The sequence below is a fragment of the Pseudomonas sp. FP2254 genome (assembly GCF_030687695.1).
Taxonomy (GTDB): Bacteria; Pseudomonadota; Gammaproteobacteria; order Pseudomonadales; family Pseudomonadaceae; genus Aquipseudomonas; species Aquipseudomonas quebecensis.
This window is the reverse complement of record NZ_CP117444.1, coordinates 4610167-4636389: the sequence shown is the minus strand read 5'-3', so window position 1 is coordinate 4636389 and position 26223 is coordinate 4610167. Positions and strand designations below refer to the sequence as shown.

The window sequence follows — 26223 nt, the reverse complement described above, 5'->3', positions numbered from 1 at the left end:
CAGAAGTGCTGAGGGTCAGATATTACTCTGCGTGAACTTTTCGTAATACAGCTGAACGCCATCAAGTGCCTGATCCAACAGCCATTGTTGGATGGATTCGACCATCGGCGGCGGGCCACACACGTACATATCCGCCGAAACATCCCGCCATTGCGCCACCTCGAAATGTTCGGTGAGGTAGCCGCGCTTGCCGGGCCACTCGGGCGACGGGTTGCTGAGCACTTCGGTGTAGCGAAAACCCGCGAGGCGCGTCGCGTACGCCTTGATCCGCTCGGCCTCGCACAAATCCTCTGCACTGCGCACACCATAGTAAAGATGCACGGGCTGCTCGCAGCCGTTGTCGACCAGCTGATCGAGCATGCCCAGCAGTGCCGATAAGCCCGTGCCACCGGCCACCAGCACCAGCGGTTGGCTGACGTGGCGCAGGTAGAACGCCCCCAGCGGCGCTTCCAACTGCAGCCGGTCACCTACCTGGCAACGCTCGCGCAGGTAATTGCTCATCACCCCGTCAGGCAGCAGGCGAATCAGAAATTGCAGCTGCTCGCCTGGCCGATTGGCGAACGAATACGAACGCCAGCTATCGGTGCCGGGCACTTGCAGGCGGGCGTACTGGCCGGGCAGAAAATCCAGCGGTGCGTCCAGTCGCAGGGTGAGCATTGCGGTACTGGCCGACACCTGCTGAACATGGCTCACGCTGGCGCCGACCAGCACCGGGCCCGGCGCGTTGCACAGGCTGGAGTCGAAATCGAAATAGAACGCCGCATCGGAGTTCACCCGCGTCTGGCAACTGAGCATTTTGCGTTGCTGCAGGTCGAGGCTGGAGAGTGCTTCGTCGTCGACATAATCCTGGGTGTAATCCCCCGACTCGCAACGGCCCTGACACGTGCCGCACACACCTTCGCGGCAATCGAGGGGGATCTTGATGCCATTGCGCAGTGCGGCATCCAACAGGATTTCACCCGCGCCCACCGGAAAAAACAGGGTCTTGCCGTCGGCAAAACTGAAGGCCACTTTGTGATTCATTCGCGAAACTCCACAGGTGATGCGCGTCACAGGTGATAGAAATCCAACACCGAATTGATGGTGTCGTTAAGCAGCAGCGCATGCTTGCGGGTGATCAGCCAACTGTCGCCGTCGGGTTTGAGGCGGTAAGTGGCGTGCCCGTAGAACTGCTCCGAGGTGGCCAGCCGGTAAAACAGCGTGTGCCAGTTCAGGTGCACTTGCAGGGTGCCGTCGGCCTGTTCGGCAATACGCACGTTGTTGATCAGGTGCAGGGTGCGCGGCATCGGCGTGGCGGAGGCGGCCTTGCCGGTGCGCAGGCGGAACACGCGGTCTTCAAGCCCCGAACGGTTGGCGTAGTAGATCAGCGACAGTTCGCGCTTGGGATCGCGGGTATAGACGTGTTCCGAATCCCACTGCGGCAAGTGGAATTCGCTCTGTGGGTCGAACAGCTGCACATAGGCGTCCCAGTCCTGGGCGTCGCACAGCTCGCACTTGCGGTAGAAGAACTGTTCGATGCGGTACTGCAGTTGCGCATTCATCATTGCACCTCCCGCAGTGTCAGCGCGCGTTGCTCCAGCCCCTTGAGCAGAAATTGCTGCCAGTTGCGGTGCTGGTTGACGTACAGCCCTTCGTGGGTGAACTCGGTACCGGTCATCGCCGGCTGGATGCCGAGGGCTTCGCTGTTGGGGGTGGCCCCGGTTTGCCAGCGGTGGCTGCCACGGGAGATATCGCTCCAGCGTTCCAGGCGGCCCTGGAACCCGCGTTGGGCTTCGCGAAATTCCACCAGGTCGTCCGGTGTGCCCATGCCCGACACGTTGAAGAAATCCTCGAACTGGCGAATGCGATTTTCGCGGTCGGCGTCGGATTCACCCTTCACGCCCAGGCATTGGCTGATGATCTCGGTCTTGTTCCATGCCACCGGGCGGATGATGCGCAGCTGCGAGCTGATCTGGTCGAGAAAAAACAGGCTGGGGTATATGTTCAGGTTGCGCAGGCGGTGCATCATCCATTCGGCTTTTTGCTGGCCGTGTTCGGCGACCAGGCGCGGCATGATCGTGGCATAGCCGGAACGCACGCTCGGGTTGGGCATGTCGCTGAACAACACGCTATGGCCATTGTTGAAGGCGAACCAGCCGTCATCGGTATTCGCGTCGCCTGCGCCGAGCTTGCTGTAGTCCAGCGTGCTGCCGGCGGCGCTGCCGTTTTCGCTGTTCACTTGCTGGCGGTGCTGCACCGTGGCCACGTAGTTGTAGTGCACAGTACTGACGTGATAACCGTCCAGGCCGTTTTCGTTTTGCAGCTTCCAGTTGCCGTCGTAGGTGTAGGCGGATTTACCCGGCAGCACCTCCAACTCACCGGTAGCCGACTGCGCGACCATCATGTCGAAAAACACTTTTGCATCGCCGAGAAAATCCTCCAGGCTGTCGCCGCCGCTCACGTCCAGGCTGATGAACACGAAGCCTTTGTAGCTTTCGATGCGCGCCTTTTTCAGGCCGCGTGTCGCCTTGTCGAAACCCTCCGGGTATTCCCCCGGCGCCTTGACCTTCACCAGTCGGCCATCGCTCTTGTAGCACCAGGCATGGAACGGGCAGGTGAAGGTGGACTGGTTGCCCTTGCCCACGCGGGTAAGCGTGGTGCCGCGATGCTGGCAGGCATTGACCAGAGCATTGAGGCGGCCTTCGCCGTCGCGGGTGATGATCATTGGCTGGCGCCCGGCGCGCATCGTCACGAAGTCATGGAGGTTGGCCAGTTCGCTTTCGTGGCAGGCGTAGATCCAGTTCTTTTCGAAGATCAGTTCCATCTCCAGATCGAACAGCTGCGGCTCGGTGAACATGTCGCGGGCGATGCGGAACACATCGTCGACGGGGCGAAAATCCAGGCAGCTTTCGATAAAGCTTTTCCATTGCTCGACGCTTCTTGCACCACTCATGGGAGGCACCTTTTATTAATGGCTGAACACGTCGGCCATTAAGCGGTTGAGCGTCGGCCGTGGGCTATCCGCTTAATGGGGGAAGGTGCGCCGGATAATTGGGCAGCAACTACCCACGTCGGTGCAGCGCGGTGACGTAATGCGCTACTGTCCTGCCGGGCGATGTGCGCAAAAGCGTGGGACTTATCCACATAGTCGACGCTTGTTATCCAGCCAGTGGCAAACCGGCCGGCGTGGCGCAGAACTTGCCTTCAGCTCAGATGACGCGCCGCCAGAGCGCGCAAATGCCTAACCGCCGTGGGTGCACCCTGATGAGTAGCCAGACACGCGATATCCGTATTCAACGTTTCGACCTGGAGGGCGCCCGCAGTTGGATGTCCGGCATCTGCGGGCCGCACCGCCTGGCGACGGCAACGCCCGAGCGCCTGCGCTTCCACCACAGTGCCAATGTGTTCAAGTCCCGCGCTACCACCCTCGGCGTGATCGAATACGGCACCGACGTGACTATCGATATCGAAGACGCCGAACACTTCAGCAGCTACAGCCTGAGCCTGCCGCTGGTGGGCGAGCAGGAGTTGAGCAAGAACGGCGAGCGCTTGAGTTCCAACTGCGATCAAGGCGTGATCATCTCGCCCAACGAGCATCAGGTGCTGGCGATTTCCGGCGACTGTCGCAAGCTGCAAGTGGTGATCACCCGCGCCGCCATGAGCGAAACCCTCGAGGGCCTGCTGCAGCGCCCGATCGAAGCACCGTTGTGCTTCGAACCGGTGATGGACGCCGTGGACGGCGCGCCGGCGTCGTGGTGGCGCATGGCGCGTTATTTCATTGCCGAGCTGGAACACAGCAGCGAGTTGTACGAGCACGCGGCGTTTACCCGCGACCTGGAGAGTTCGCTGATCAAGGGCCTGATCCTCGCTCAGCCGAATAACTATTCCGAAGAACTGCGCGACGTACTCGGCGTGAAACTGCCGCACTACCTGATCCGCGCGCGCCAGTACCTCCACGTCAACGCACGCGAAGCCGTGCACCTGGAAGACCTGGAAGCCGCCGCCGGGGTGTCGCGGTTCAAGCTGTTCGATGCGTTTCGCAAGTACTTCGCCCTGTCGCCCATGGCCTACCTGAAAAAGCATCGCCTGGGCGGTGTACGCCAGGAGATCCTCGAGCACGGCTCGACCCGCACCATCTCCGAAATCGCCCTGGGCTGGGGCTTTACTCACCTGGGGCGGTTTTCGGCGGAGTACCGAAAACTGTTCGATGAGTCCCCCAGCCAGACCTTGCAGCGCAAGCGCCTGCGCAATCTCTAAAAGCAATGACATCCTATGTGGGAGGGGCGGGGTGGGGATCAGATCAACTCTTCCAGCAGTTGCAGGCAATGACTCAGCCCCGGCGATTGATCGTTCACCCGTCGGCTCAAGATGATCGGCGAAGTCGCCGTCGCCTCCACAATCGGCGTATAGCCGATGTCCGCCCGATGCAGCACCTGTACCGACGCCGGCACCAGCGTCATGCCCATCCCGGCACCGACCAGGCCGATGGCGGTCTGCAGCTCGTTGGTCCACTGCGCCACCTTCAGGCTCAAACCGTGGGCGTCGAAGAGTGCGATTACATGGTCGGCATAACTGGGCCGTGGGTTGCCGGGGTAAAGCACCACCGGCTCGGCGGCCAGTTGCGCGAGGGTAACGGGTGCGGCCAGCAGCGGATGCCCGGCGGGCAGCACGGCCACCAGGCGATCCTCCACCAGCACGCGCTGCACGATGGCCGGGTCGTCGATACGAATGCGCCCGAAGCCCACGTCGATACGCCCGGTCTTGAGCGCTTCGACCTGCTGCAAGGTGGTCATCTCCGCCAAGCCCAGCTCCAGTTCCAGCGTGTCGTGGCTACGCAGGCGCCGGATCAGCTCCGGCAACACGCCATACAACGTCGAGGGCGCGAAGCCGATGCCCAGCCAGGTCTTCTCGCCCTGGCCGATGCGGCGGGTGACGTCGCGGATCTTGTCCAACTGCTCGAGCAACAATTGGGCGTGCTCATAGAAAAACCGTCCGGCCTCGGTCAACCGCAATGGGCGGCTGCGTTCGAGCAGCAGCACCCCCAGTTCATCCTCCAATTGCTGGATCTGCCGGCTCAACGGCGGCTGGGCGATGTGCAGGCGTTCGGCCGCGCGAGTGAAGTTGAGGGTTTCTCCCAGCACCTGGAAATAGCGCAGATGACGCAGTTCCATGACGACTCCTTTCATACTTATGAGGTATCAAGCCAGACCCATTCTATATTGGAAGCCTTGAAATCTGGGGTGCAGAATCGATCGAAACTTATACGCAACCCAGCGGGTATTGCCATGCCGATTTGCATCATCACCTCGATCGAGGCCCTTATCGTCGATCTGCCAACCATTCGCCCGCACAAGTTGGCCATGCACACCTTGCAGAACCAGACCCTGGTGATCATCCGAGTGCGCAGCAGCGATGGCATCGAGGGCATCGGTGAGGCCACCACCATCGGCGGCCTGAGTTACGGCAACGAAAGCCCCGACAGCATCAAGGTCAACATTGATCGCCACATCGCGCCGTTGCTTATCGGCCAGGACGCCAGCAACATCAACGCCGCCATGTTGCGCGTGGCGCGCAGCGTACGCGGCAACACCTTTGCCAAATCCGGCGTGGAGAGCGCGTTGCTCGACGCCCTTGGCAAGCGCCTGGGCCTGCCCGTCAGCGAGTTGCTCGGCGGGCGCGTGCGCGATGCGCTACCGGTGGCCTGGACATTGGCCAGCGGCAATACCGCGCAGGACATCGACGAAGCGCAGAAGATGCTCGACCTGCGCCGCCATCGCCTGTTCAAGCTGAAGATCGGCGCAGGGCAGGTCGACCATGACCTGGCCCATGTGATCGCGATCAAAAAAGCCCTGGGCGATCGCGCCAGTGTGCGGGTCGACGTCAACCAGGCGTGGGACGAAGCCGTGGCCCTGCGCGCGTGCCGGGTGCTGGGCGACAACGGCATCGACCTGATCGAGCAGCCGATCTCGCGCAACAACCGTGCCGGCATGGCGCGGCTCAATCTGTCGAGCCCGACGCCGATCATGGCCGACGAGTCCATCGAATGTGTCGAGGATGCCTTCAACCTGGCCCGCGAAGGTGCGGCGTCGGTGTTTGCCCTCAAGATCGCCAAGAGCGGCGGCCCGCGCGCAGTGTTGCGCACGGCGGCTATTGCCGAAGCGGCCGGTATCGGCCTGTACGGCGGCACGATGCTGGAGGGCGGTATCGGCACCCTGGCGTCGGCCCATGCCTTCCTGACCCTGGACACACTGGCGTGGGGCACCGAACTGTTCGGCCCGCTGTTGCTCACCGAAGACATCCTTGTCGAGCCGCCGCTGTACCGCGATTTCCAGCTGCATGTCTCCACCGCACCGGGCCTTGGCCTGGTCATCGATGAAGAGCGCCTGGCGTTCTTGCGTCGCGATAAACCCTAAGAGGCACCTGCCATGTTGTTCCACGTAAAAATGACCGTGAACCTGCCCGTCGACATGCACCCCGAACGCGCCGCCAGCCTCAAGGCCGAAGAAAAAGCCTTGGCGCAGCGCCTGCAGGAGTCCGGCCAGTGGCGCCACCTGTGGCGCATCGCCGGGCACTACGCCAACTACAGCGTGTTCGACGTCGACAGCGTGCAGCAACTGCACGACCTGCTGATGCAACTGCCGCTGTATCCCTACATGGCCATCGAGGTGAATGCCCTGTGCCGACACCCGTCGTCGATCCATGAAGACGACCGCTGAGTCTGATTTGCGCCCGATAATTACAAGATGAGGATTGCACCATGTCCATTCGACTGTCCCAGACCGCCCACGCCCAGCAGTTTCTCGAAGAAGCCAGCGGCAACTGCAACGCCGGCGGCAACCCGCGCGCCAAAGCGCTGATCTACCGGATTTTGCGCGACACCGTGAACATCATCGAAGACCTGGAGGTGACCCCGGAAGAATTCTGGAAAGCGGTCAACTACCTCAACGAGTTGGGCAAACAGCAGGAAGCCGGGCTGCTCGCCGCCGGGCTTGGCCTGGAGCATTACTTGGACATGCTGATGGACGCTGCCGACGAAGAGGCCGGCAAGACCGGCGGCACCCCGCGCACCATCGAAGGCCCGTTGTACGTGGCCGGCGCGCCGCTGTGCCAGTACGAAGCCCGCCTGGACGACGGCAGCGACGATGCCGTGCCGCTGTTCATGCGCGGCCAGGTACGCGACACCCATGGCAAGCCACTGGCCGGAGCGATTGTGGATGTGTGGCAGGCCAATACCGGTGGCACCTACTCGTGGTTCGACGCGACGCAGTCGGACTTCAACCTGCGCCGCCGCATCGAGACCGACGCCCAGGGCAACTACCGTTTTCGCAGCATCGTGCCGTCGGGCTACGGCTGCCCGCCGAGCGGGCCGACCCAGCAGTTGCTCGATCAACTGGGGCGCCACGGGCAGCGCCCGGCGCATATCCATTTCTTTATCTCTGCGCCTGGACATCGGCACCTGACCACGCAGATCAACCTGTCGGACGACCCCTATCTGCATGATGACTTCGCCTATGCCACCCGTGACGAACTGATCGCCCAGATCCGCTTCAGCGACGATCCGCAACTGGCGCGCGAGTTTGGTGTGCAAGGGCGCTTTGCACAGATTGATTTTGACTTTGAGTTGCAGGCGGCCGACGCGCCGGTAGAACAGAAACGCATGCAGCGGGTGCGCGCCCTCGAAGACTGAATGCGGTCAAACATGTGGGAGGGGGCAAGTCGAATGGTCGCACCGCCCCTCCCACATTTGATCTGTGTCGTGCCTGACTATTTGCGCACGACCAGATCCAGCACTTCATCCCGATCCTTGATCTTCTGCAGCACAATCTCCGAACGGATATCCATCACTCCCGCCGTGCGGTTCAGGTGGTTCACGATAAAGTCAGAAAAATGCTTGAGGTTGCGCGCCTGCACCCGCAGCACGTAGTTGCTCGCGCCGGTGATCACATAGGCGCTGGCCACTTCCGGCCAGCCTTGCACCTTCTTGATGAAGGTCTCGTGCCAATCCTCTACGTCCTGACGCAAGGACAGGTGGACGATGGCTTCCAGTTCGATCCCCAATTGCTCGGCATTCAGCACCGCACGGTAGCCGCTGATCACACCCTCGCTTTCCAGCAGGCGCAAACGGCGCAGGCAGGCGGAGGGCGACAGGGCGACTTTTTCCGCCAGTTCCTGATTACTGATACGGCCGTCCTGTTGCAGGAAATGCAGGAGGCGCAGGTCGGTGGCGTCAAGAATCATGCTTAGAATAAATCCGCGTGTTTGAGGGTTTAATTCGAATTTCCTACAGCTTAATTAGCCTGTCGCCCAGCACTTTGCACGAAAATTCTTTAAAACTTCGTTAATAATTTGGTTCATCTTCTCTTATAAGAATCAGGACCTGCCATGACCTCCCGAAGCCATTGCCAAACCCTGGATGCCCAGGACCCGCTGGCACCGCTGCGTGCATGCTTTGCCTTGCCCCAAGGCGTGATCTACCTGGACGGCAACTCCCTCGGCGCACGCCCGGTGGCATCGCTGGCGCGGGCGCAACAGGTGATTGCCCAGGAGTGGGGCGAGGGCTTGATTCGCAGTTGGAACAGCGCGGGCTGGGCAGACCTGTCCCTGCGCCTTGGCAACCGCCTGGCCCCACTGATCGGCGCACGCGACGGCGAAGTCGCAATCACCGATACCACTTCGATCAACCTGTTCAAAGTGCTCAGCGCCGCACTGAGCGTGCAGCGCCAGCGGGCGCCGACGCGCAGGATCATCGTCAGCGAGGCCAGCAACTTCCCCACCGACCTGTACATCGCCGAAGGCCTGGCCGAGTTGCTGCAACAGGGCTATTCACTGCGCCTGGTGGACGGCCCGGACGAGCTGACCCAGGCCATCGACGCCGACGTGGCGGTGGTGATGCTCACTCATGTCAACTACAAAACCGGCTACATGTATGACATGCGGGGCATGACCGCCCTGAGCCATGAGTGCGGTGCGCTGACGATCTGGGACCTGGCGCATTCGGCGGGCGCGGTGCCGCTGGACCTGCATCAGGCCGGCGCCGATTACGCGATTGGCTGTACCTACAAATACCTCAACGGCGGCCCCGGCTCCCAGGCATTCGTGTGGGTCAACCCGGCGCTGGTGGACCTGGTGCGCCAGCCGTTGTCGGGCTGGTTCGGGCATACGCGGCAGTTCGCCATGGAATCCAGCTATGCGCCGAGCGCCGGCATCGCTCGCTACCTGTGCGGCACCCAGCCGATCACTTCGTTGGCGATGGTGGAATGCGGTCTGGAGATTTTTGAACAGACCGACATGGCCAGCCTGCGCCGCAAATCCCTCGCGTTGACCGACCTGTTTATTGCCTTGGTGCAGACCCGCTGCGCCGCCCATGGCCTGCAACTGATTACCCCGCGTGAACACGCCAAGCGCGGCAGTCATGTGAGCTTCGAGCATCCTGAAGGCTATGCGGTGATCCAAGCGCTGATCGCCCGTGGCGTGATCGGCGACTACCGCGAACCGCGCATCATGCGCTTTGGGTTTACGCCGCTGTACACGAGCTTTACCGAGGTGTGGGATGCGGTGGAAATCCTTGGTGAGATTCTAGATAACAACACCTGGGACCAACCCCAATTCAAGGTCCGCCACAGCGTTACCTGAATAAACGCCGGAGAATGTGGGAGGGGCCTGCCGCCTCCCACAGGGGATCTGTGACAACGGTTAGACAGTACAACCACAATAATAAAGAGGCACACCACAGTGACCACACCAGACAACGGCTTTGCCGAAATCACCCATCGCGAACTGGGCCTGAGGCGCCAGCTCACCTCCGGCCAGATGAGCATGATCGCCATCGGTGGCGCCATCGGCACCGGGCTGTTCATGGGCAGCGCCTACGCCATCGGCTATGCCGGGCCCAGCGTACTGGTGAGCTACGCCATCGGTGCGTTGATCACCTTGCTGCTGATGGGCTGCCTGGCGGAGATGACGGTGGCCCATTCCACCTCCGGTTCCTTCGGCGCCTATGCCGAGTTCTATATCAGCCCGCTGGCCGGGTTCCTGGTGCGCTATGCCTATTGGGCCGCGATTGTGCTGGCGGTGGGCGCCGAGGTTACGGCGGTGGCGATTTACATGAAGTACTGGTTCGCCAACGTGCCGGAGTGGGTGTGGATCGTGTCGTTTTCCAGCGTGCTGATTGTGCTCAATGCCATCAGCGTGAAAACCTTCGGCAACTTCGAGTACTGGTTTTCAACGATCAAGATCAGCGCCATCGTCGGCTTCATTCTCCTCGCGGTGTACGTGGTGTTCGGTTCCGCCAACCCGGACTACGGTGTGCAGAACTACACGGCTCATGGCGGTTTCTTTCCCCACGGTGTGAGCGGTATGTGGATCGCGGTGATCGTGTCGATCTTCAGTTACCTGAGTGTGGAGATGATCGCCGTGGCCGCCGGTGAAGCGGCCGACCCGGAGCGTGCGGTCAAGCAAGCCTTTCGCGCGACCATCGTGCGCCTGGTGGTGTTCTACCTGCTGACCCTGGCGCTGATGCTCGCCATCGTGCCGTGGAACCAGGCCGGCCAGGCCCAGAGCCCGTTCGTCACGGTGATGCAGACCCTCGGTATCCCCGGCGCCACCGGGGTGATGAATTTCGTCATCCTGATCGCGGCGCTGTCGGCGATGAACAGCCAGCTCTACATCACCACGCGCATGATGTTCAGCCTCTCGCGCGCCGGCTTTGCGCCCAAGGCCATGGGCACGTTGAGCAAGAGCGGGATACCGCTGAACGCGCTGGTGCTGTCCAGCTCGGGCATCGCCCTGGCGACCTTGCTCAACGTGGTGTACCCGCAAAGCTCGTTCACCTTGATGATGGCGATCTCGATGTTCGGTGCGATTTTCACCTGGTTCATGATCTTCCTCACCCACCTGTTTTTCCGTCGCTATCGCAAGCGCCACGGTGGGCCGAACCTGTCGTTCCAGTTACGCCTGTTTCCCTGCAGCACCCTGCTGGGGTTGGTGCTGATGGGCGCGGTGATGATCACCACCTACTTCACCGAGGCGTTCAAGCTGACTCTGGTGTTTGGCGTGCCGTTTCTGCTGATACTGTCGGCGGTGTACTACGGGTTTTTCCGCAAGGGCAGGGCCAGCGCTTCGAACAAGGCCTTGGCGTAACCCGGCAGTTGTTCGAACGAGCGCGCACATAGCAGCAATCGCCGAGAGGCCCATTCTTCGCGCAGCGGCTGGGCTTTGAAGCGGTGTTTTCCTGACCAGCGTTCCAACGCGGCCTGGGGCACGATCCCCAGGCCGGCGCCGCGCGCGACCATGCGCATCAGCCCATCAAAGCTCTCGGCGCGAATTCGCGTGTGCAAACGAAAGCCGGCGTGCAGCGCCTGTTCTTCCAGGTACACCGCCAGCGCACTGTGGGCCGCCAGGCCGACGAAGTCGTGTTGCAGGCTATCGATAAAACTGGCCGGTCCTGCCGCCAGTGCATGCGTCGCCGGCATGATCAGCACCAGCGGGTCGTCGCGAAAGGGCAGGGTCTGCAAACCGTGGGTATCCACCGCGTCGGAGATGATCCCCAGGTCGGCCGTGCCTTGGCGCAGCGCCTGGGTGATGCGCAGGCTGGGCAGCTCCTGCAGGTCGATATCCAGGTAGGGATTGTCACGCAGCACATCCGCCAGCAGTTCCGGCAGGTATTCGCTCAGCGCCGTGGTGTTGCACAGCAGGCGCACCTGGCCTTTGACGCCATTGGCATACGCCGCCAGGTCTTGTTGCAGGTGGTCGGCCTGTTGCAACAGCAGGCGCGCGTGGCGGGCCAGGGCCTTGCCCGCGGGCGTCGGGCTGACACCACGGCGACCGCGTTGCAGCAACTCGATCCCCAGCGACGCTTCCATGGCCCGGATGCGCGCGCTGGCGGCGGCCAGAGACAAATGGCTGCGGGCTGCGCCAGCGGTGATATTGCCGGCGTCCAGCGTGTGCAGGTAGAGGCGCAGGTCGATCAGGTCAAAGTGCATGGCCGGTTTCTCGGGTGGCTGGACGGGCCTTATCGGGCCTTGCTCCGGATGAAGCTTCAAGCCTCAAGTAAAACAAGAGGCTGCCTAAGTATATGGCGAATTTTCGCGCTCATCGAAAATCGTCACAATCGGCCCATGACGACCTTCCTCACGTTCTATCAAAATATCGGCTTGGCCTTGTCCTTGCTGGTGATCGCCACCTTTATGCTGGCGGGCACCGTCAAAGGGGTGATCGGTTTGGGCTTGCCCACCGTGGCCATGGGGCTGCTCGGTCTGGCTATGTTGCCGGCGCAGGCTGCGGCGTTGCTGATCATTCCGTCGACCGTCACCAACCTCTGGCAACTGGCATTCGGCGGCCATCTGAGTGCGCTGGTCAGACGTCTGTGGCCGATGCTGTTGCTGATTTTTCTCGGCACCGGGCTGGGTACGGCGTGGCTGGGCATCGACGGCGGCGGCTGGGTGGCGCACGCCTTGGGCGCAGCGTTGCTGGCGTACGCCTTGAGCGGGTTGTTTTTGCCCACGTTCAAGGTCGGCTCGGCGGCGGAGCGCTGGCTGGGCCCGCTATGCGGATTGCTCACCGGCGTCGTCACCGCAGCCACCGGGGTGTTTGTGATTCCCTCCGTGCCATATCTGCAGGCGCTGGGCTTGCAGCGCGATCAACTGGTGCAGGCGCTGGGGCTGTCGTTCAGCGTGTCCACCCTGGCCTTGGCTGGCGGGCTGGCCTGGCGCGGTGGGCTGGGCGGCGCTGAACTGAATGCTTCATTGCTGGCGCTGGTGCCGGCGCTGTTGGGCATGTGGCTGGGCCAGTGGGTACGCCAGCGCATCAGTGCCGTGGTGTTCAAACGGGTATTTTTTGTCGGCATGGCGCTGTTGGGCGGGCATCTGCTGATCAGTGGTTAATAATGGCCGCCTATTCGTGCTTGCAGATCAAATGTATTTTGCCGGTTCATGGCTTATTCGAAGGGGTCTGGGCGGATAGTCTGCGTCCAGACCTTTCAACCTTCTGGAATCTCCCATGAAAAAAGTCCTGTTGCTCAACGGCGGTAAACAATTCGCCCACTCCGATGGCCGCTACAACGTTACCCTGCATGACACCGCAGCGGCGGTGCTGGACCGTGCCGGTATCGACGTCAAGGTCACCCATATCGACGCCGGCTACGACGTGGCCGAAGAGGTCGCCAAGTTCCTGTGGGCCGACGTGATCATCTACCAGATGCCCGGCTGGTGGATGGGCGCGCCGTGGATCGTCAAGAAGTACATCGACGAAGTCTTCACCGAAGGCCACGGCAGCCTGTATGCCAGCGATGGTCGCACCCGGTCCGATGCATCGCAGAAATACGGCAGCGGCGGCCTGATCCAGGGCAAGCAGTACATGTTGTCGCTGACCTGGAACGCACCGCAGCAAGCCTTCGACGACCCCAGCGATTTCTTCGAAGCCAAGGGCGTGGACGCGGTGTACTTCCCGTTTCACAAGGCCAATCAATTCCTCGGCATGACCGGCCTGCCGACTTTCCTTTGCGTGGATGTGATGAAACGCCCGGCCATCGACGCGGATGTGGCGCGCTATGAGCAGCATCTGGCGCAGGTGTTCAACCTCTCGGTGTAAGCTGCGCCTCACGATGAGAGAGGAGCGCCCGTGAAAGCCCGATCCGATGAGCTACAGATTTTTGTCAGCGTGATCGAGTGCGGCTCGATTTCCGCAGCGGCGGAGCAGGCCGGGCAGACGCCGTCGGCGGTCAGCCGGACCTTGTCGCGCCTGGAAGCCAAGCTCGACACCACGCTGATCAACCGCACCACGCGGCGCATGGACCTGACCGAGGAAGGCAAATACTTCTTCGAGCAGGCCAAGGCGATTCTGGCGCAGATGGATGAGCTGGAAGAACGCCTCAGCTCGCGCCAGCAAACACCGGCCGGGCGCCTGCGCATCAATGCGGCGGTGCCGTTCATGCTGCACGGGATCATTCCGTACATCGCCGAATTTCGCCGCCTGTATCCGCAGATCCAACTGGAGCTCAACAGCGATGACCTGATCATCGACCTGCTGGAACAGAGCACCGACATTGCGATTCGCATCGGTGCGTTGGCCGATTCGAGCCTGCATGCGCGGTCCCTGGGCTGCACCCCGCTGCATATCCTTGCCAGCCCCGACTATCTTGAGCGCCACGGCACGCCACGCACGGTCGCTGACCTGGCGGATCACACCTTGCTGGGTTTCACCCAGACCGAAACCCTCAACCATTGGCCGCTGCGCCATGCGGCAGGCGACCGCTGGCTGATCCAGCCGAGCATCGGCGCTTCCAGCGGCGAAACCCTGCGTCACCTGGCATTGGAAGGACAGGGCATTGCTTGCCTGTCGAACTTCATGACCTTCGACGACATCGACGCCGGGCGCCTGGTGCCGCTGCTGGAAACGTTTTACAGCGGCTACCGCCAACCGATCCACGCGGTGTTCTATCGCAACTCGCAGTTGGCGCTGCGCATCCAGTGCTTCCTGGACTTTATCCAGGCCAAGCTGGCGCGGTATGCCTGCTGATTCGACGGTCATGTGAGAGCGGGCTTGCACCCCGATGGCGCCCACTCGGCCTTCAAGACTAGCCCCGCCCCGCTCAATTCCGTACCATTCCTGGCCTTATTCCCCGCAATACCCTGGTACCTCATGAACCTCACCCGTCTGCGCGCCGATGCCCTGGCCGGCCTCACCACGTCCTTTGCGTTGCTGCCCGAATGCATCGCCTTCGCCCTGGTCGCTCACCTCAACCCACTGATGGGCCTGTACGGCGCCTTTATCATCTGTACCCTCACCGCGCTGTTCGGCGGGCGGCCGGGGATGGTGTCCGGGGCGGCCGGTTCGATGGCGGTGGTGATCGTCGCGCTGGTGGTGCAGCACGGGGTGGAGTATCTGCTCGCCACCGTGCTGCTGGGCGGGTTGATCATGGTTGCGTTCGGCCTGCTGCGCCTGGGCAAGCTGGTGCGCATGGTGCCGCACCCGGTGATGCTGGGGTTCGTCAACGGCCTGGCGATCATCATTGCCCTGGCGCAGTTGGAGCATTTCAAGAACGGCGAGGCCTGGCTCAGTGGCACGCCGCTCTACGTAATGAGCGGCCTGGTGCTGGTGACCATGGCGATTGTCTATGGGCTGCCGCGCATCACGCGCGCAGTGCCGCCTGCGCTGGTGGCGATCCTCGGCGTGGGTCTGGCGGTGTACCTGCTGGGCTTGCCGACGCGCACCCTGGGCGACATGGCTCACATCGCCGGTGGCCTGCCCGGCTTTGCGCTGCCGCAGGTTCCATGGACCTTGGAAACCCTCGGCATCATTGCGCCCTACGCGTTCCTGATGGCGATGGTCGGCCTGCTGGAGACCCTGCTGACCCTCAACCTCACCGACGAAATCACCGAGACCCGTGGCTACCCCGACCGTGAGAGCGTGGCCCTGGGCGCCGCGAACATGGTCTCGGGCCTGTTCGGTGGCATGGGCGGTTGCGCGATGATCGGGCAAACCGTGATCAACCTCAGCTCCGGCGGACGCGGGCGTTTCTCCGGGGTGTTTGCCGGGGTGATGATCCTGTTGTTCATTCTGTTTTTGTCGCCGCTGATCGAGCGGATTCCACTGGCGGCGCTGGTGGGGGTGATGTTCGTGGTGTCTCAACAGACCTTCGCGTGGGCGTCGTTGCGGGTGATCAACAAGGTGCCGCTCAATGATGTGCTGGTGATTATCGCAGTGACAGCCATCACCGTGTTCACCGACCTGGCCACCGCGGTGCTATGCGGGATCGTGATTGCGGCACTGAATTTTGCCTGGCAGCAGGCCCGCGAGCTGTACGCCGATGAACACGTGGAAGCCGACGGCAGCAAGCTCTATCGCCTGCATGGCACTTTGTTCTTCGCCTCAACCACGCCGTTCCTGAACCAGTTCGATCCGGCCAACGACCCGGCCCAGGTGACGCTGGACTGTCGCCATCTCAGCTTCGTCGATTATTCGGCGATTGCCGCGCTGATGACCCTGCGCGAGCGCTACAACAAGGCCGGCAAGCATTTGCGGGTGCTGCATTTGTCTGAGCGCTGCAAAAAACTGCTCAAACGCGCGCGGGTGCATCACGACTGACTCCCGCCCTGAGAGGAGTTATGGCCCCATCAGGTCTTCGAGTTCCTGGGCGCGGGTCTGGGTCATGTCCAGCACGCAGCCGGAGCCGTTGACCCGATCGATGGAACCACCGGTCGCCGAGCCGGCAAAGGCGCAATTGGCGTCGCGATACTTTATCCACAGGCGCTGCACGTCCTGCAGTTGATGTTTACGTGGGCCTTCCTGGGCGGCGAGGGCGGTTTTGTAGGCGCGGTTCAGGCGATCGTCCTGAACCTTGGCCTCTTTGGTGTTGCAGGTGACCATGTCGAGCGTGGTGTTGGCGCTGTCCATGCACTTTGTCAGCGCGGCGTTATCGGCGGCCGTTGCGTGGCCGCACAAGGCCAGAAGCACGGCGGCGGCGGCGAAAGAGCTACGAGTCATCATCGATTTTCCTGAGCGTGAGTGGGTGCGCATTCTAAGACCCAGCGGCGCGGTCTGAGTTTCCGCCAGCGTCCGATCCTCATGTAAGAACACCTTCCTGATTTTCATCCGATGGCGCCGAACATGTCCGACGGCGACAGCGCTTATCCGTGGACGAAAGTTACTTTCATGCAGTTTGAAAATCCCGTGGGGAAATGATTTATGAATTTCACAACCAATTCGACGTGACCCTTTCCGAGGAGTACCGCATGGCCGCATCACCGGGCTTTGGGCTGTTGGCATACGCTGCCATCGCCATCATTGCATTGATCGTGCTGATTGCACGTTACCGACTCAACCCGTTTATCGTCATCACCCTGGTGTCTATCGGCCTGGCGCTGATGGCCGGGATGCCGGCCGACACCATCATGGGCTCCTACGAGGCGGGCGTCGGCAAGACCCTGGGACACATCGCCCTGGTGGTGGCGCTGGGCACCATGCTCGGCAAAATGATGGCCGAGTCCGGCGGTGCCGAGCAGGTGGCGCGCACCTTGATCCATCGCTTCGGCGAGCGCAATGCGCACTGGGCCATGGTGTGCATTGCCTTTCTGGTGGGGCTGCCGCTGTTTTTCGAGGTGGGCTTTGTGTTGCTGGTGCCCATCGCGTTTACCGTGGCGCGGCGCGTGGGGGTGTCGATCCTGATGGTTGGTTTACCGATGGTCGCCGGCTTGTCGGTGGTGCATGCGCTGGTGCCGCCGCACCCGGCGGCGATGATGGCGGTGCTGGCGTACAACGCGTCGGTGGGGCAGACCGTGCTGTATGCGATTCTGATCGGCATTCCGACGGCAATCATCGCCGGCCCCGTCTACGCCAAATACATCGTGCCGCGTATTCACCTGCCGGCGGAAAACCCGCTGGAGCGCCAGTTTATCGAGCGCGAGCCGCGTAGCCGTCTCCCGAGTTTTGCCCTGACCATGGCCACCATTCTGTTGCCAGTGGTGCTGATGATGATCGGCGGCTGGGCCAATGTGTTGTCCACGCCGGGCACGGGGTTCAACCAGTTCCTGTTGTTTATCGGCAACTCGGTGATTGCGCTGCTGGTGGCGACGCTGGTCAGTTTCTGGACCCTGGGCCTGGCTCAAGGCTTCAACCGCGAATCGATCCTCAGATTTACCAACGAATGCCTGGCGCCGACTGCCAGCATCACGCTGCTGGTGGGGGCGGGTGGCGGTTTGAATCGCATCCTGGTGGATGCCGGCGTGACCAACGAGATTCTGGGGCTGGCCCATGCCTTCCACCTGTCGCCGCTGGTGATGGGCTGGTTGTTCGCCGCACTGATGCGCATCGCTACCGGCTCGGCCACGGTGGCCATGACCACTGCCTCCGGTGTGGTGGCGCCGGTGGCCCTGGGCCTGGGCTATCCACATCCGGAATTGCTGGTGCTGGCCACCGGTGCGGGCTCGGTGATCTTTTCCCACGTCAACGACGGCGGCTTCTGGCTGATCAAGGAATACTTCAATATGACGGTGATCCAGACCTTCAAGACCTGGACCGTGCTGGAAACCCTGATTTCCGTGGTTGCCTTCGGTCTGACCTATGGTCTGTCCTGCCTGCTTTGACCCGGAGCCCTTATGGACATCCTCTACCAGATCCGCGCCCGCCAGGCGTCCTTCAGCGCCGGCGAAGGGCGCATCGCCCGGCTGATGCTGGACGACGTAGGCTTTGCCGCGTCGGCCAGTCTGGAAGCACTGTCCCAGCGCGCCGAGGTCAGCACTGCGACCTTGTCACGTTTTGCCCGCAGTGTCGGTTGCCGCGACTTGCGTGATCTACGCCTGCAGCTGGCCCAGGCCAGCGGCGTCGGCAGCCGCTTCCTGGACCCGGTGGGCACACCCGAGCAGTCGGCGTTTCACCGGCAGATCCTGGGGGATATCGAAGCCACGCTGCGCCAGCACCTGGCGGGCTTCGATCAGGCAAGTTTCGCCGACGCGGTCGGCCTGTTGAGCAAGGCGCGCATGGTGCATGCGTTCGGCATGGGCGGCCCGTCCAGTCTGTGCAGCGATGAGTTGCAAGTGCGCCTGGTGCGCCTGGGCTATCCGATTGCCGCTTGCCATGACCCACTGATGATGCGCGTCACCGCCGCCACGCTGGGCCCGCAGCACGTGCTGATCGTCTGCTCGCTGACCGGCCTGACGCCCGAGTTGCTCGACGTGGTGGAACTGGCGCGCAACTACGACGCACGCGTTATCGCCCTCACGCTCGCCGACTCACCGTTGGCGCGCCTGGCCGACGTGGTGCTACCGCTGCAACCGGCCGAAACCAGTTTTATCTACAAACCCACGGCGGCGCGCTACGGCATGCTGCTGGCCATCGACCTGCTCGCCACCGAGCTGGCGCTGGCCATGCCGGACGATAATCAGGAACGCCTACGCCGCATCAAGCTGGCCCTGGACGACTACCGCGGCGGCCCCGATGCCTTGCCGCTCGGAGATTGAAATGAAGTACGACACGTTGATCCGCCAGGCGCTGATTATCGATGGCAGCAACACCCCGGGATATGTCGCCGATGTAGGCGTGCGCGCGGGGCGTATCGAGGCCATCGGCGAGCTGTCGAGCGGCTCGGCCGCGCAAACAATCGAGGCCAGTGGCCGGGTGCTGGCGCCAGGCTTTATCGACGTGCACACCCACGACGACACAGTGGTGATCCGCCAGCCGCAGATGCTGCCCAAACTCAGTCAGGGCGTGACCACGGTGATCGTCGGCAACTGCGGTATCAGCGCGGCGCCGGTCAGCCTGCGTGGCGATCCGCCGGACCCGATGAACCTGCTGGGGCGGCGTGATGCCTTTGCCTACCCGCGCTTTGCCGACTACCGCCAAGCGGTGGAAAACGCCCACCCGGCGGTCAACGTTGCTGCGTTGATCGGCCATACGGCGCTGCGCAGCAACCACTTGGACGACCTCTACCGCACGGCCACCCAGGCAGAAATAACGGCCATGCGCGCACAGTTGAAGGAAAGCCTTGAGGCGGGCGCCCTGGGTTTGTCCACCGGTTTGGCCTACGCCAGTGCGTTCAACGCCGAGACCGATGAAGTGCTGCAACTGAGCGAAGAGCTGACCGCTTTCGGCGCGGTGTACACCACCCATTTGCGCAGCGAATTCGAGCCGGTGCTGGAGGCCATGGACGAAGCGTTCCTGATCGGCCGGCATGCCCAGGCGCCGGTGATCATTTCCCACCTCAAATGTGCCGGCGCGGGTAACTGGGGGCGTAGTCCGCAGTTGCTGGCGTCCTTGGAACTGGCCGCGAAAACCCACCCGGTGGGTTGTGATTGCTACCCCTATGCGGCCAGTTCCTCGACGCTGGACCTCAAGCAAGTCACCGATGCCTTCCCCATCACCATCACCTGGTCGACGCCGTACCCCTCCATGGGCGGGCGCGACTTGCAGGACATTGCGGCCGAGTGGGACGTTTCCCTGCTCGACGCGGCCCGTCGCCTGCAACCGGCGGGGGCGGTGTACTACGGCATGGACGAGGCGGATGTGCGGCGCATCCTTGCGCATCCGTTATCGATGGTGGGCTCCGACGGGTTGCCGGAAGACCCGTTCCCGCACCCGCGCCTGTGGGGCGCGTTCCCACGGGTGCTAGGACATTTCAGCCGGGATGTGGGGTTGTTCCCGCTGCACACGGCGGTGCACAAAATGACCGGCTTGTCGGCGGCGCGGTTTGGCTTGTCGGAGCGCGGTGAAATCCGTGAAGGGCACTGGGCCGATCTGGTGTTGTTCGACCCCTTGCGGGTGCGTGACGTCGCGGACTTCAAGGCACCGCAGCGGGCGGCGGAAGGCATCGAGGGGGTATGGGTCAACGGAGTGTTGAGCTACCACAATGGGCACGCCAACGGTGAACGGCCGGGCCGCTTCCTGGCGCGCAGCGGGGATTTGCGCGGTGGGTTTTGGTCTTTATAGTGGGCGCCTTCACACACGGAGCGATCGCCATGCACTTAGGAAAAGTCACCCCCATCCTGCGAATTTTCGACGAAGCCAAAACCTTGGAATTCTACGTCGACTTCCTGGGTTTCAAGGTGGATTGGCAGCACCGTTTCGAGGCCAATTATCCGGTGTACCTGCAGGTGTCTTTGGGCGAGTGCGTGCTGCATTTGTCCGAGCACCATGGCGATGCGTCGCCGGGCGCCGCCGTGCGCATTCAGGCGCAAGGCGTGGACGGGTACCAACGGCAATTGCTGGCCAAGGATTATCGTTACGCCAAGCCGGACGTTGAGGAAACTCCGTGGGGCTCGCGGGAGATGAGCATCAAGGATCCGTTCGGGAATCGGCTGGTGTTTGTGGAGGAGGGCGAGGGCTGAGCGGTAAATCGCGGGCAATAAAAAACCGTCTTGGTTAAGACGGTTTTTTTGCGATCCCAGTTAGTGGCTGGGATTGCGAGCTCACTGAAAGCGCTGACCCACCCTGCCGATATTAATGGCGACTATCCTTTCGTGCAAGGCCTGACCACGCTCGGCCTGGTTTGTTTATGTACAAAAACGGCGGCAAAATTTTGCAATGAATCGGTTGGTTTTGACTGCTGATTTATCGTCACCTGTCACACCTTCGGTCAGGATGTTGGTTAGTATCACCCCCGTTCCAAATATGTCGTTTTGTAGGTGGCTGGGTATGCGCGCGGAATTATGGACCGAACGCCACGGGCTAGTAATCCGTGCCGGATTCATGCGGGAGGAACCAAAGCCCGGCCGCCTCACTCGAAGCGCTGACCCGCGTCCGAAGGCTCACATGTTCCGGTAAGTGCGCTGGAGGTAAGGCCCAACTCATGGAGGGCCGAGTATGTCTAAGTTTGCACGACGTATGTGGAACCTCGTAGTGAACTGCCTGCGTGCTTATCACGTATGGAAGTTCCTGCGAGACAGCTTCGATGACCGCTAAGGTCTGAAAAGCGGAGCCGCCTCGGTGTATGCCGAGGCGGCTTTTTGCTTTCCTACACCCGGAAGTGGCTTACCATCTGCTGCAACTGGCTGCCCAGTCGGGCCAGTTCCACGCTGGATTTGGCGGTCTCTTCACTGGCGCTGGCGGTCTGTTCCGACACATCGCGCACGTTGACGATGCTGCGGCTGATCTCTTCGGCCACGGCGCTCTGCTCTTCGGCGGCAGCGGCGATCTGCTGGTTCATCGACTGGATGTTGGACACCGTCCGGGTGATGTTCTCCAGCGACACGCCGGCCTTGCGGGTCAGTTCCACGCTGCTGTCGGTGAGGCTGCGGCTGTTGTTCATCACGTTGGCCACTTGCTGGGTGCCGTTCTGCAAGCCGGCGACCAGGCCTTCGATTTCTTCGGTGGATTTCTGCGTGCGCTGGGCCAGGCCGCGCACTTCGTCCGCCACGACGGCAAAGCCACGGCCGGCTTCACCTGCACGTGCCGCTTCGATCGCTGCGTTGAGAGCCAGCAGGTTGGTCTGTTCGGCCACGGCCTTGATCACATCCATCACGCTGCCGATCTTGTTGCTCTCTTGCTGCAGATGCGTCATGGCGTCGGTGGAGCGCGCCACTTCAGCGGCGAGCCGCTCGATCTGAGCGATGGCCTCGGCCACCACCTTGTCGCCTTCACGGGCCTGGCCATCGGCGTCGGACGCAGCCTGGGAAGCCTGCTCGGCATTGCGCGCCACTTCCTGCACGGTGGCGGTCATTTCATGCATCGCGGTGGCGACCTGGTCGGTTTCTATTTTCTGGCTGTTCACGCCGGCGCTGGTCTGCTCGGTCACGGCCGACAACTCTTCGGCGGCGCTGGCGATTTGAGTCACGCCATCACGAATCCCGCTGATCAGTTCGCGCAAAGTGGTGCCCATGCGCTGGATGCCTTGTTGCAGCACGCCCAACTCGTCGCGGCGGGTGACCTGAATGTTGTGGCTCAGATCGCCGGAGGCAATGCGCTCCACCACGGCCAGGGTGTCCTGGATCGGACGGGTGATCTGGCGGGTAATCACCAGCGCGGCGATGATGCCGACCAGCAGTGCCAGCAAGGTGCTGATCAACTGCAGGCTACGGGCCTGGGCGCTTTCGGCGTCGCGGCGGTCAAGCTGAATATCGTAGAGCTTGTCGCTGATGGTGACGATATCGGCTCCCTGGGTGGTCATCTCGGCCCGGGCGGCGACGATGTTGGCGTTGGCAGCCTTATAGTTCTGCACGGCGTTGCGATAGGCATTCAGGGCGGTTTCAAGCGCGGTCAGTGCGCTTTGCTGGCTGCTGCCGAACACGGCGCTCAAACCTTTCAAGCCGTTGATGGCTTTCTCGATTTGTGCCGCGGCGCGGGCTTCGGTGTCAGGGTTGACGTTGTTGGTGTAGCCACGCACTTCGTAGCGGGCCAACTGGAATTCCTGCTTGGCATTGGTCAATGCCTGGAACTGTGTGAAGCGTTCCGGGCTGTCCGGCATCTGCTGCACACTGGTGTCCAGGGCCTCGATCTGAGCGTTGGCGATGTCAGCCTTGTCGCCCATGACCTGGCGCGACGCGTTGCCGTTACGGTAAGCCTCACGCATTTTGTTCAGGGACTGCTGATAGGCGGTGATCACGGCCTTCTGGTCGGTCAGCAGCTTGACGTTTTCCGGGCTCTTGAAACTGTCCAGCAGCTTCTGCTGTTGTGCGGCGAACGCATCCAGGCTGGTCTGTACGTTCTGCGCCACGGCTTCGTCGCCGTTGGCCAGCATGTACTGCAAACGCACGATGCGCAGTTTGGTCAGCGACGCGTTGAGCTGGGTGATATCGCTCATCCAGTTACTGCGATCGATCAGGCTGCCGAGGCTGGTCCAGCCGGTGAGGGCCAGGATCGAGGTGAGGACCAGCACCAGGCCGAAGCCCAGGCCGAGTTTGAGGTTGACGCTGATGTTACCGAACCAGCTGTTCATCGAATGCTCCGCAAAAGTGATTTGTCTGCTGGACGGTGTTGTTGTTTGAGCCAGCCAAGGTGAGTAGACCTGTATCGGCAGGCGGACGAGAATCTGAAACGTTTATTCGTAAAACCCCGGCGCACACTCTTGTACAGCGACCTGCGGCGCCATATCGGTACTCCGCGAAGGCTCATCGGGGGCACATATTCTGTGCTAGTCTGCGGGCCCTTTTAGTTTTGGGCGGTGCGGGAGACAGTGTTTTCAGTACCGTCCTACAGCGGAGCCTATTCATGTCCGAAGTTAATCTGTCCACCGACGAAACCCGCGTCAGCTACGGTATCGGCCGTCAGTTGGGCGACCAACTGCGCGACAACCCGCCGCCGGGCGTGAGCCTGGACGCGATCCTGGCCGGCCTGACCGACGCTTTTGCGGGCAAGCCAAGCCGTGTTGACCAGGAACAAATGGCCGCCAGCTTCAAGGTGATCCGCGAAGTCATGCAGGCCGAAGCCGCTGCCAAGGCTGAAGCCGCAGCCGGTGCCGGCCTGGCTTTCCTGGCTGAAAACGCCAAGCGCGAGGGCATCACCACCCTGGCTTCCGGTCTGCAGTTTGAAGTGCTGACTCAGGGCGACGGCGCCAAGCCGACCCGTGAAGACCAGGTGCGTACCCACTACCACGGCACCCTGATCGACGGCACTGTGTTCGACAGCTCCTACGAGCGTGGCCAGCCAGCCGAATTCCCGGTAGGTGGTGTGATCGCCGGTTGGACCGAAGCCCTGCAACTGATGAATGCCGGCAGCAAATGGCGCCTGTACGTGCCGAGCGAGTTGGCTTACGGCGCTCAAGGCGTTGGCAGCATCCCGCCACACAGCGTTCTGGTGTTCGACGTCGAGCTGCTCGACGTTCTGTAAGACCTGCTGCTGATTACCTGTAGGGGCGAGCCAGCCCGCTCCTACAGGGTTCTTCAGCATGGCTCATGGATGAAACTTGCCATTGATTTCCGTGGCCGGGCGCAACGCTCGGGCATAGCAGAACAGAAACAAATTACGCACCACCTCCTTCAGCACACCGGGTTCGCTCGAACTCAGGCCATTGACGTCCAGGTCGCCCTGGTCCTGCAGTTCACTCAATGCTTCTTCTTCAAGCACTGCACAGACTTCGCCGGTTTCCCGATGCAGGATTCGCAGGTAAGGGTGTGGGCGATCCAGCCAGGCGTCTATCAAATAAGTCATGGTCAATTCTCCTTGATGGGTTTCAATGAGAATAATTCTTATTCGCTGAATAGCAAGTGCCTATTGGCGGTTTTTGGTTTTTTCTGAAGGGGTGTTGCGTTCGATCAACGCAGAGGGCGAAACGCCATCCCGCGACGGGCGCGGGATGGAAGCAGCATATTCAGACTTTGCGCACGAACTCTGATTTGAGTTTCATCGGGCCGATACCGTCGATCTTGCAATCGATATCGTGGTCGCCGTCGCACAGGCGGATGTTTTTCACCTTGGTACCGACTTTCACCACCAGGGAGGTGCCCTTGACCTTGAGGTCTTTGATCACGGTGATGGTGTCGCCGTCCTGCAGCACGTTACCCACGGAGTCTTTCTTCACGGTTTCATCGCCGGCCGCTTCGGTCTCACCGTTAGCGGACCATTCATGGGCGCATTCCGGGCAGACCAGTTGGGTGCCGTCTTCATAGGTGTATTCGGAATTGCATTTCGGGCAGGGTGGCAAAGTGCTCACTTGCGCTCCTTAAAGGTCAGGATGGCTAAAGTCGCACATTGTATAGGGATTTACGGTCTTGCAGGTTGAATGAAATCTAAATGTGGGAGGAGGTACGCTCCTCCCGCATCAATGTGATTTATTGAGTGCGTGCCACCGCAAACTCACTCAGCTCAACCAGGGCGTCCCTGTATTCGCTGGCCGGGAGGGCTTCCAGGCATTTGATTGCACGGGCCACGTAGTCACGGGCCAGTTGCGCGGTGTAGTCCAGCGAGCCCGAGGCCTCGACGGCCGCACGGATGCTTTCCAGGTCTTCGATCCCACCTTTCTGAATCGCCTTGCGCACCAGCGCAGCCTGTTCCGGCGTGCCTTCGCGCATGGTGTAGATCAGCGGCAGGGTCGGCTTGCCTTCGGCCAGGTCGTCGCCGACGTTCTTGCCCAGGGTTTCGGCGTCGCCACGGTAGTCGAGCAGGTCGTCCACCAATTGGAATGCCACGCCCAGGTGATCACCGAAGGTGCGCAGGGCTTCGGCCTGTTCGGCGGTCGCGCCACACAGCGCGGCGGCACTATGGGTGGAGGCTTCGAAGAGCATCGCGGTTTTGCCGCGAATCACTTCCATATAGGTTTCTTCGGTGGTGCTGGCGTCACGTACCTTGGACAACTGCAGCACTTCGCCTTCGGCGATGATGCGCGTGGCTTGCGACAGGATCTTCATGACCGGCATCGAGCCCAGCTCGACCATCATTTCGAACGAGCGCGAATACAGGAAATCACCCACCAGCACACTGGGCGCGTTGCCCCACATGGCATTGGCGGTTTCGCGGCCACGGCGCATGCCGGACATGTCGACCACGTCGTCATGCAGCAGGGTGGCGGTATGCAGGAATTCAATCGTGGCAGCCAGCAGGCGCAGATCGTCGCCTTCGCGGCCCAGGGCCTTGCCGCACAGCAACACTAATAAAGGACGCAGGCGTTTGCCACCCGCCGACGTAATGTAGTCGCCAATTTTGGAGACCAGCGGCACTTTAGATGTGAGCTGCTGCTTGATGATGCCGTCGACGGCGCTAAAATCGTCCGCGACCGCGCGGTAGAAAGCTTGGGGTTGCATCAGCGACAGTCGCTCCAGAAGGGTTGCGCGGCATGCTAGGACCCAGGCCCCCGAGTGTCAAGGCGCGATGGACGGCCACTTG

General features: G+C 61.7%; 25 protein-coding genes and 2 pseudogenes. 15 read left to right on the top strand and 12 right to left on the bottom strand.

Annotation, left to right across the window (positions count from 1 at the left end; translation table 11 throughout):
* Positions 1–15: 15 nt before the first annotated feature.
* The 3 genes from antC to antA are packed head-to-tail and all read right to left on the bottom strand — an operon-like array spanning position 16 to position 2932.
* Entirely contained in the window at positions 16–1023 is a 1008-nt protein-coding gene (gene antC, locus PSH94_RS21355; RefSeq protein ID WP_305435715.1) for an anthranilate 1,2-dioxygenase electron transfer component AntC, read from the bottom strand.
* Positions 1024–1049: 26 nt separating this feature from the next.
* On the bottom strand, positions 1050–1541 hold the full coding sequence (antB, locus tag PSH94_RS21350; RefSeq protein WP_266247517.1) for an anthranilate 1,2-dioxygenase small subunit: 492 nt from the start codon (positions 1539–1541) through the stop codon (positions 1050–1052).
* Positions 1541–2932, bottom strand: coding sequence for an anthranilate 1,2-dioxygenase large subunit (antA, locus tag PSH94_RS21345; RefSeq protein ID WP_181078833.1), 1392 nt, complete (start codon positions 2930–2932; stop codon positions 1541–1543). The genes antB and antA overlap by 1 nt, the downstream gene beginning before the upstream one ends.
* Before the next feature lie 311 nt (positions 2933–3243).
* Here antA and PSH94_RS21340 point away from each other — a divergent pair, with 311 nt between their 5' ends.
* Entirely contained in the window at positions 3244–4236 is a 993-nt protein-coding gene (locus tag PSH94_RS21340) for a helix-turn-helix domain-containing protein (protein ID WP_181078831.1), read from the top strand.
* A gap of 38 nt (positions 4237–4274) precedes the next feature.
* Here the strand turns inward: PSH94_RS21340 and PSH94_RS21335 are convergent, their stop codons facing one another.
* Entirely contained in the window at positions 4275–5150 is an 876-nt protein-coding gene (locus PSH94_RS21335) for a LysR family transcriptional regulator (RefSeq protein ID WP_266246769.1), read from the bottom strand.
* A 114-nt stretch (positions 5151–5264) separates the two neighbouring features.
* Between PSH94_RS21335 and PSH94_RS21330 the strand changes: the two genes are divergently transcribed.
* The 3 genes from PSH94_RS21330 to catA are packed head-to-tail and all read left to right on the top strand — an operon-like array spanning position 5265 to position 7666.
* A complete protein-coding gene (locus tag PSH94_RS21330; protein WP_266246767.1) occupies positions 5265–6392 on the top strand; it encodes a muconate cycloisomerase family protein in 1128 nt (375 codons plus the stop codon).
* 12 nt (positions 6393–6404) lie between these two features.
* Positions 6405–6695: a muconolactone Delta-isomerase gene (catC, locus tag PSH94_RS21325; protein ID WP_181078825.1), complete on the top strand. Its 291-nt coding sequence runs from the start codon at positions 6405–6407 to the stop codon at positions 6693–6695.
* Positions 6696–6736: 41 nt separating this feature from the next.
* Positions 6737–7666, top strand: coding sequence for a catechol 1,2-dioxygenase (gene catA, locus PSH94_RS21320; protein ID WP_181078823.1), 930 nt, complete (start codon positions 6737–6739; stop codon positions 7664–7666).
* A gap of 77 nt (positions 7667–7743) precedes the next feature.
* On the opposite strand, the gene PSH94_RS21315 is transcribed toward catA, so the two are convergent.
* The gene (locus PSH94_RS21315) at positions 7744–8217 is read right to left on the bottom strand and encodes an Lrp/AsnC family transcriptional regulator (protein WP_017531067.1); all 474 of its coding nucleotides are present in this window, start codon (positions 8215–8217) and stop codon (positions 7744–7746) included.
* Positions 8218–8361: 144 nt separating this feature from the next.
* Between PSH94_RS21315 and kynU the strand changes: the two genes are divergently transcribed.
* Together kynU and PSH94_RS21305 are read left to right on the top strand one after the other, a co-directional pair.
* A complete protein-coding gene (gene kynU, locus PSH94_RS21310; RefSeq protein ID WP_253509349.1) occupies positions 8362–9612 on the top strand; it encodes a kynureninase in 1251 nt (416 codons plus the stop codon).
* A 99-nt stretch (positions 9613–9711) separates the two neighbouring features.
* On the top strand, positions 9712–11118 hold the full coding sequence (locus PSH94_RS21305) for an amino acid permease (RefSeq protein ID WP_266246756.1): 1407 nt from the start codon (positions 9712–9714) through the stop codon (positions 11116–11118).
* Here PSH94_RS21305 and PSH94_RS21300 read toward each other — a convergent pair.
* Positions 11064–11960 (bottom strand): LysR family transcriptional regulator, encoded by an 897-nt coding sequence (locus PSH94_RS21300; RefSeq protein ID WP_266246754.1) that lies wholly within the window; start codon positions 11958–11960, stop codon positions 11064–11066. The genes PSH94_RS21305 and PSH94_RS21300 overlap by 55 nt on opposite strands.
* Before the next feature lie 135 nt (positions 11961–12095).
* Here PSH94_RS21300 and PSH94_RS21295 point away from each other — a divergent pair, with 135 nt between their 5' ends.
* The 4 genes from PSH94_RS21295 (at position 12096) to PSH94_RS21280 (ending at position 16062) form a co-directional block, all read left to right on the top strand.
* A complete protein-coding gene (locus PSH94_RS21295; protein WP_266246752.1) occupies positions 12096–12860 on the top strand; it encodes a sulfite exporter TauE/SafE family protein in 765 nt (254 codons plus the stop codon).
* Between the two features lie 115 nt (positions 12861–12975).
* Positions 12976–13566, top strand: a complete 591-nt coding sequence (locus tag PSH94_RS21290; RefSeq protein WP_266246750.1) for an NAD(P)H-dependent oxidoreductase — start codon at positions 12976–12978, stop codon at positions 13564–13566.
* A 30-nt stretch (positions 13567–13596) separates the two neighbouring features.
* Positions 13597–14493 carry a LysR family transcriptional regulator gene (locus tag PSH94_RS21285; protein ID WP_181078811.1) on the top strand — a complete coding sequence of 299 codons (897 nt, stop codon included), beginning with the start codon at positions 13597–13599 and terminating at the stop codon, positions 14491–14493.
* Positions 14494–14616: 123 nt separating this feature from the next.
* Positions 14617–16062: a SulP family inorganic anion transporter gene (locus tag PSH94_RS21280; protein WP_266246748.1), complete on the top strand. Its 1446-nt coding sequence runs from the start codon at positions 14617–14619 to the stop codon at positions 16060–16062.
* A gap of 18 nt (positions 16063–16080) precedes the next feature.
* Here PSH94_RS21280 and PSH94_RS21275 read toward each other — a convergent pair whose 3' ends face one another.
* Entirely contained in the window at positions 16081–16461 is a 381-nt protein-coding gene (locus PSH94_RS21275; RefSeq protein WP_305437747.1) for a lysozyme inhibitor LprI family protein, read from the bottom strand.
* A 248-nt stretch (positions 16462–16709) separates the two neighbouring features.
* Between PSH94_RS21275 and PSH94_RS21270 the strand changes: the two genes are divergently transcribed.
* Genes PSH94_RS21270 through PSH94_RS21255 form a run of 4 tightly spaced genes read left to right on the top strand, consistent with a single transcriptional unit; the run spans position 16710 to position 20795 of the window.
* Positions 16710–18059, top strand: a complete 1350-nt coding sequence (locus tag PSH94_RS21270; protein ID WP_305435710.1) for a gluconate:H+ symporter — start codon at positions 16710–16712, stop codon at positions 18057–18059.
* Between the two features lie 12 nt (positions 18060–18071).
* Positions 18072–18932: a MurR/RpiR family transcriptional regulator gene (locus PSH94_RS21265; protein ID WP_181078803.1), complete on the top strand. Its 861-nt coding sequence runs from the start codon at positions 18072–18074 to the stop codon at positions 18930–18932.
* 1 nt (position 18933) lies between these two features.
* Positions 18934–20397: an amidohydrolase family protein gene (locus PSH94_RS21260; protein WP_181078802.1), complete on the top strand. Its 1464-nt coding sequence runs from the start codon at positions 18934–18936 to the stop codon at positions 20395–20397.
* Positions 20398–20426: 29 nt separating this feature from the next.
* Positions 20427–20795 (top strand): glyoxalase superfamily protein, encoded by a 369-nt coding sequence (locus PSH94_RS21255; protein WP_266246742.1) that lies wholly within the window; start codon positions 20427–20429, stop codon positions 20793–20795.
* Between the two features lie 626 nt (positions 20796–21421).
* Here PSH94_RS21255 and PSH94_RS26225 read toward each other — a convergent pair.
* Positions 21422–22018 (bottom strand): annotated as a pseudogene (locus PSH94_RS26225) (methyl-accepting chemotaxis protein); the annotation flags it as partial.
* Positions 22019–22324: 306 nt separating this feature from the next.
* A pseudogene (locus tag PSH94_RS26220) lies at positions 22325–23341 on the bottom strand (methyl-accepting chemotaxis protein); the annotation flags it as partial.
* Between the two features lie 272 nt (positions 23342–23613).
* On the opposite strand from PSH94_RS26220, the gene PSH94_RS21245 reads away from it, so the two are divergent.
* Complete coding sequence (locus tag PSH94_RS21245; protein ID WP_034100560.1) at positions 23614–24231, top strand: FKBP-type peptidyl-prolyl cis-trans isomerase; 618 nt, start codon at positions 23614–23616, stop codon at positions 24229–24231.
* A 63-nt stretch (positions 24232–24294) separates the two neighbouring features.
* On the opposite strand, the gene PSH94_RS21240 is transcribed toward PSH94_RS21245, so the two are convergent.
* The 3 genes from PSH94_RS21240 to PSH94_RS21230 form a co-directional block, all read right to left on the bottom strand.
* Positions 24295–24552, bottom strand: coding sequence for a hypothetical protein (locus PSH94_RS21240; protein WP_181078796.1), 258 nt, complete (start codon positions 24550–24552; stop codon positions 24295–24297).
* A 160-nt stretch (positions 24553–24712) separates the two neighbouring features.
* Positions 24713–25054 carry a zinc ribbon domain-containing protein YjdM gene (locus tag PSH94_RS21235; RefSeq protein ID WP_181078794.1) on the bottom strand — a complete coding sequence of 114 codons (342 nt, stop codon included), beginning with the start codon at positions 25052–25054 and terminating at the stop codon, positions 24713–24715.
* 118 nt (positions 25055–25172) lie between these two features.
* Positions 25173–26141: a polyprenyl synthetase family protein gene (locus PSH94_RS21230; RefSeq protein ID WP_305435707.1), complete on the bottom strand. Its 969-nt coding sequence runs from the start codon at positions 26139–26141 to the stop codon at positions 25173–25175.
* Between the last annotated feature and the right edge of the window lie 82 nt (positions 26142–26223).

What these genes read in the sequence shown, in the direction of transcription:
- antC (WP_305435715.1), bottom strand. Translation starts at nt 1,023, where the DNA reads ATGAATCACAAAGTGGCCTTCAGTTTTGCCGACGGCAAGACCCTGTTT.
- antB (WP_266247517.1), bottom strand. Translation starts at nt 1,541, where the DNA reads ATGAATGCGCAACTGCAGTACCGCATCGAACAGTTCTTCTACCGCAAG.
- antA (WP_181078833.1), bottom strand. Translation starts at nt 2,932, where the DNA reads ATGAGTGGTGCAAGAAGCGTCGAGCAATGGAAAAGCTTTATCGAAAGC.
- PSH94_RS21340 (WP_181078831.1), top strand. Translation starts at nt 3,244, where the DNA reads ATGAGTAGCCAGACACGCGATATCCGTATTCAACGTTTCGACCTGGAG.
- PSH94_RS21335 (WP_266246769.1), bottom strand. Translation starts at nt 5,150, where the DNA reads ATGGAACTGCGTCATCTGCGCTATTTCCAGGTGCTGGGAGAAACCCTC.
- PSH94_RS21330 (WP_266246767.1), top strand. Translation starts at nt 5,265, where the DNA reads ATGCCGATTTGCATCATCACCTCGATCGAGGCCCTTATCGTCGATCTG.
- catC (WP_181078825.1), top strand. Translation starts at nt 6,405, where the DNA reads ATGTTGTTCCACGTAAAAATGACCGTGAACCTGCCCGTCGACATGCAC.
- catA (WP_181078823.1), top strand. Translation starts at nt 6,737, where the DNA reads ATGTCCATTCGACTGTCCCAGACCGCCCACGCCCAGCAGTTTCTCGAA.
- PSH94_RS21315 (WP_017531067.1), bottom strand. Translation starts at nt 8,217, where the DNA reads ATGATTCTTGACGCCACCGACCTGCGCCTCCTGCATTTCCTGCAACAG.
- kynU (WP_253509349.1), top strand. Translation starts at nt 8,362, where the DNA reads ATGACCTCCCGAAGCCATTGCCAAACCCTGGATGCCCAGGACCCGCTG.
- PSH94_RS21300 (WP_266246754.1), bottom strand. Translation starts at nt 11,960, where the DNA reads ATGCACTTTGACCTGATCGACCTGCGCCTCTACCTGCACACGCTGGAC.
- PSH94_RS21295 (WP_266246752.1), top strand. Translation starts at nt 12,096, where the DNA reads ATGACGACCTTCCTCACGTTCTATCAAAATATCGGCTTGGCCTTGTCC.
- PSH94_RS21290 (WP_266246750.1), top strand. Translation starts at nt 12,976, where the DNA reads ATGAAAAAAGTCCTGTTGCTCAACGGCGGTAAACAATTCGCCCACTCC.
- PSH94_RS21280 (WP_266246748.1), top strand. Translation starts at nt 14,617, where the DNA reads ATGAACCTCACCCGTCTGCGCGCCGATGCCCTGGCCGGCCTCACCACG.
- PSH94_RS21275 (WP_305437747.1), bottom strand. Translation starts at nt 16,461, where the DNA reads ATGACTCGTAGCTCTTTCGCCGCCGCCGCCGTGCTTCTGGCCTTGTGC.
- PSH94_RS21270 (WP_305435710.1), top strand. Translation starts at nt 16,710, where the DNA reads ATGGCCGCATCACCGGGCTTTGGGCTGTTGGCATACGCTGCCATCGCC.
- PSH94_RS21265 (WP_181078803.1), top strand. Translation starts at nt 18,072, where the DNA reads ATGGACATCCTCTACCAGATCCGCGCCCGCCAGGCGTCCTTCAGCGCC.
- PSH94_RS21260 (WP_181078802.1), top strand. Translation starts at nt 18,934, where the DNA reads ATGAAGTACGACACGTTGATCCGCCAGGCGCTGATTATCGATGGCAGC.
- PSH94_RS21255 (WP_266246742.1), top strand. Translation starts at nt 20,427, where the DNA reads ATGCACTTAGGAAAAGTCACCCCCATCCTGCGAATTTTCGACGAAGCC.
- PSH94_RS21245 (WP_034100560.1), top strand. Translation starts at nt 23,614, where the DNA reads ATGTCCGAAGTTAATCTGTCCACCGACGAAACCCGCGTCAGCTACGGT.
- PSH94_RS21240 (WP_181078796.1), bottom strand. Translation starts at nt 24,552, where the DNA reads ATGACTTATTTGATAGACGCCTGGCTGGATCGCCCACACCCTTACCTG.
- PSH94_RS21230 (WP_305435707.1), bottom strand. Translation starts at nt 26,141, where the DNA reads ATGCAACCCCAAGCTTTCTACCGCGCGGTCGCGGACGATTTTAGCGCC.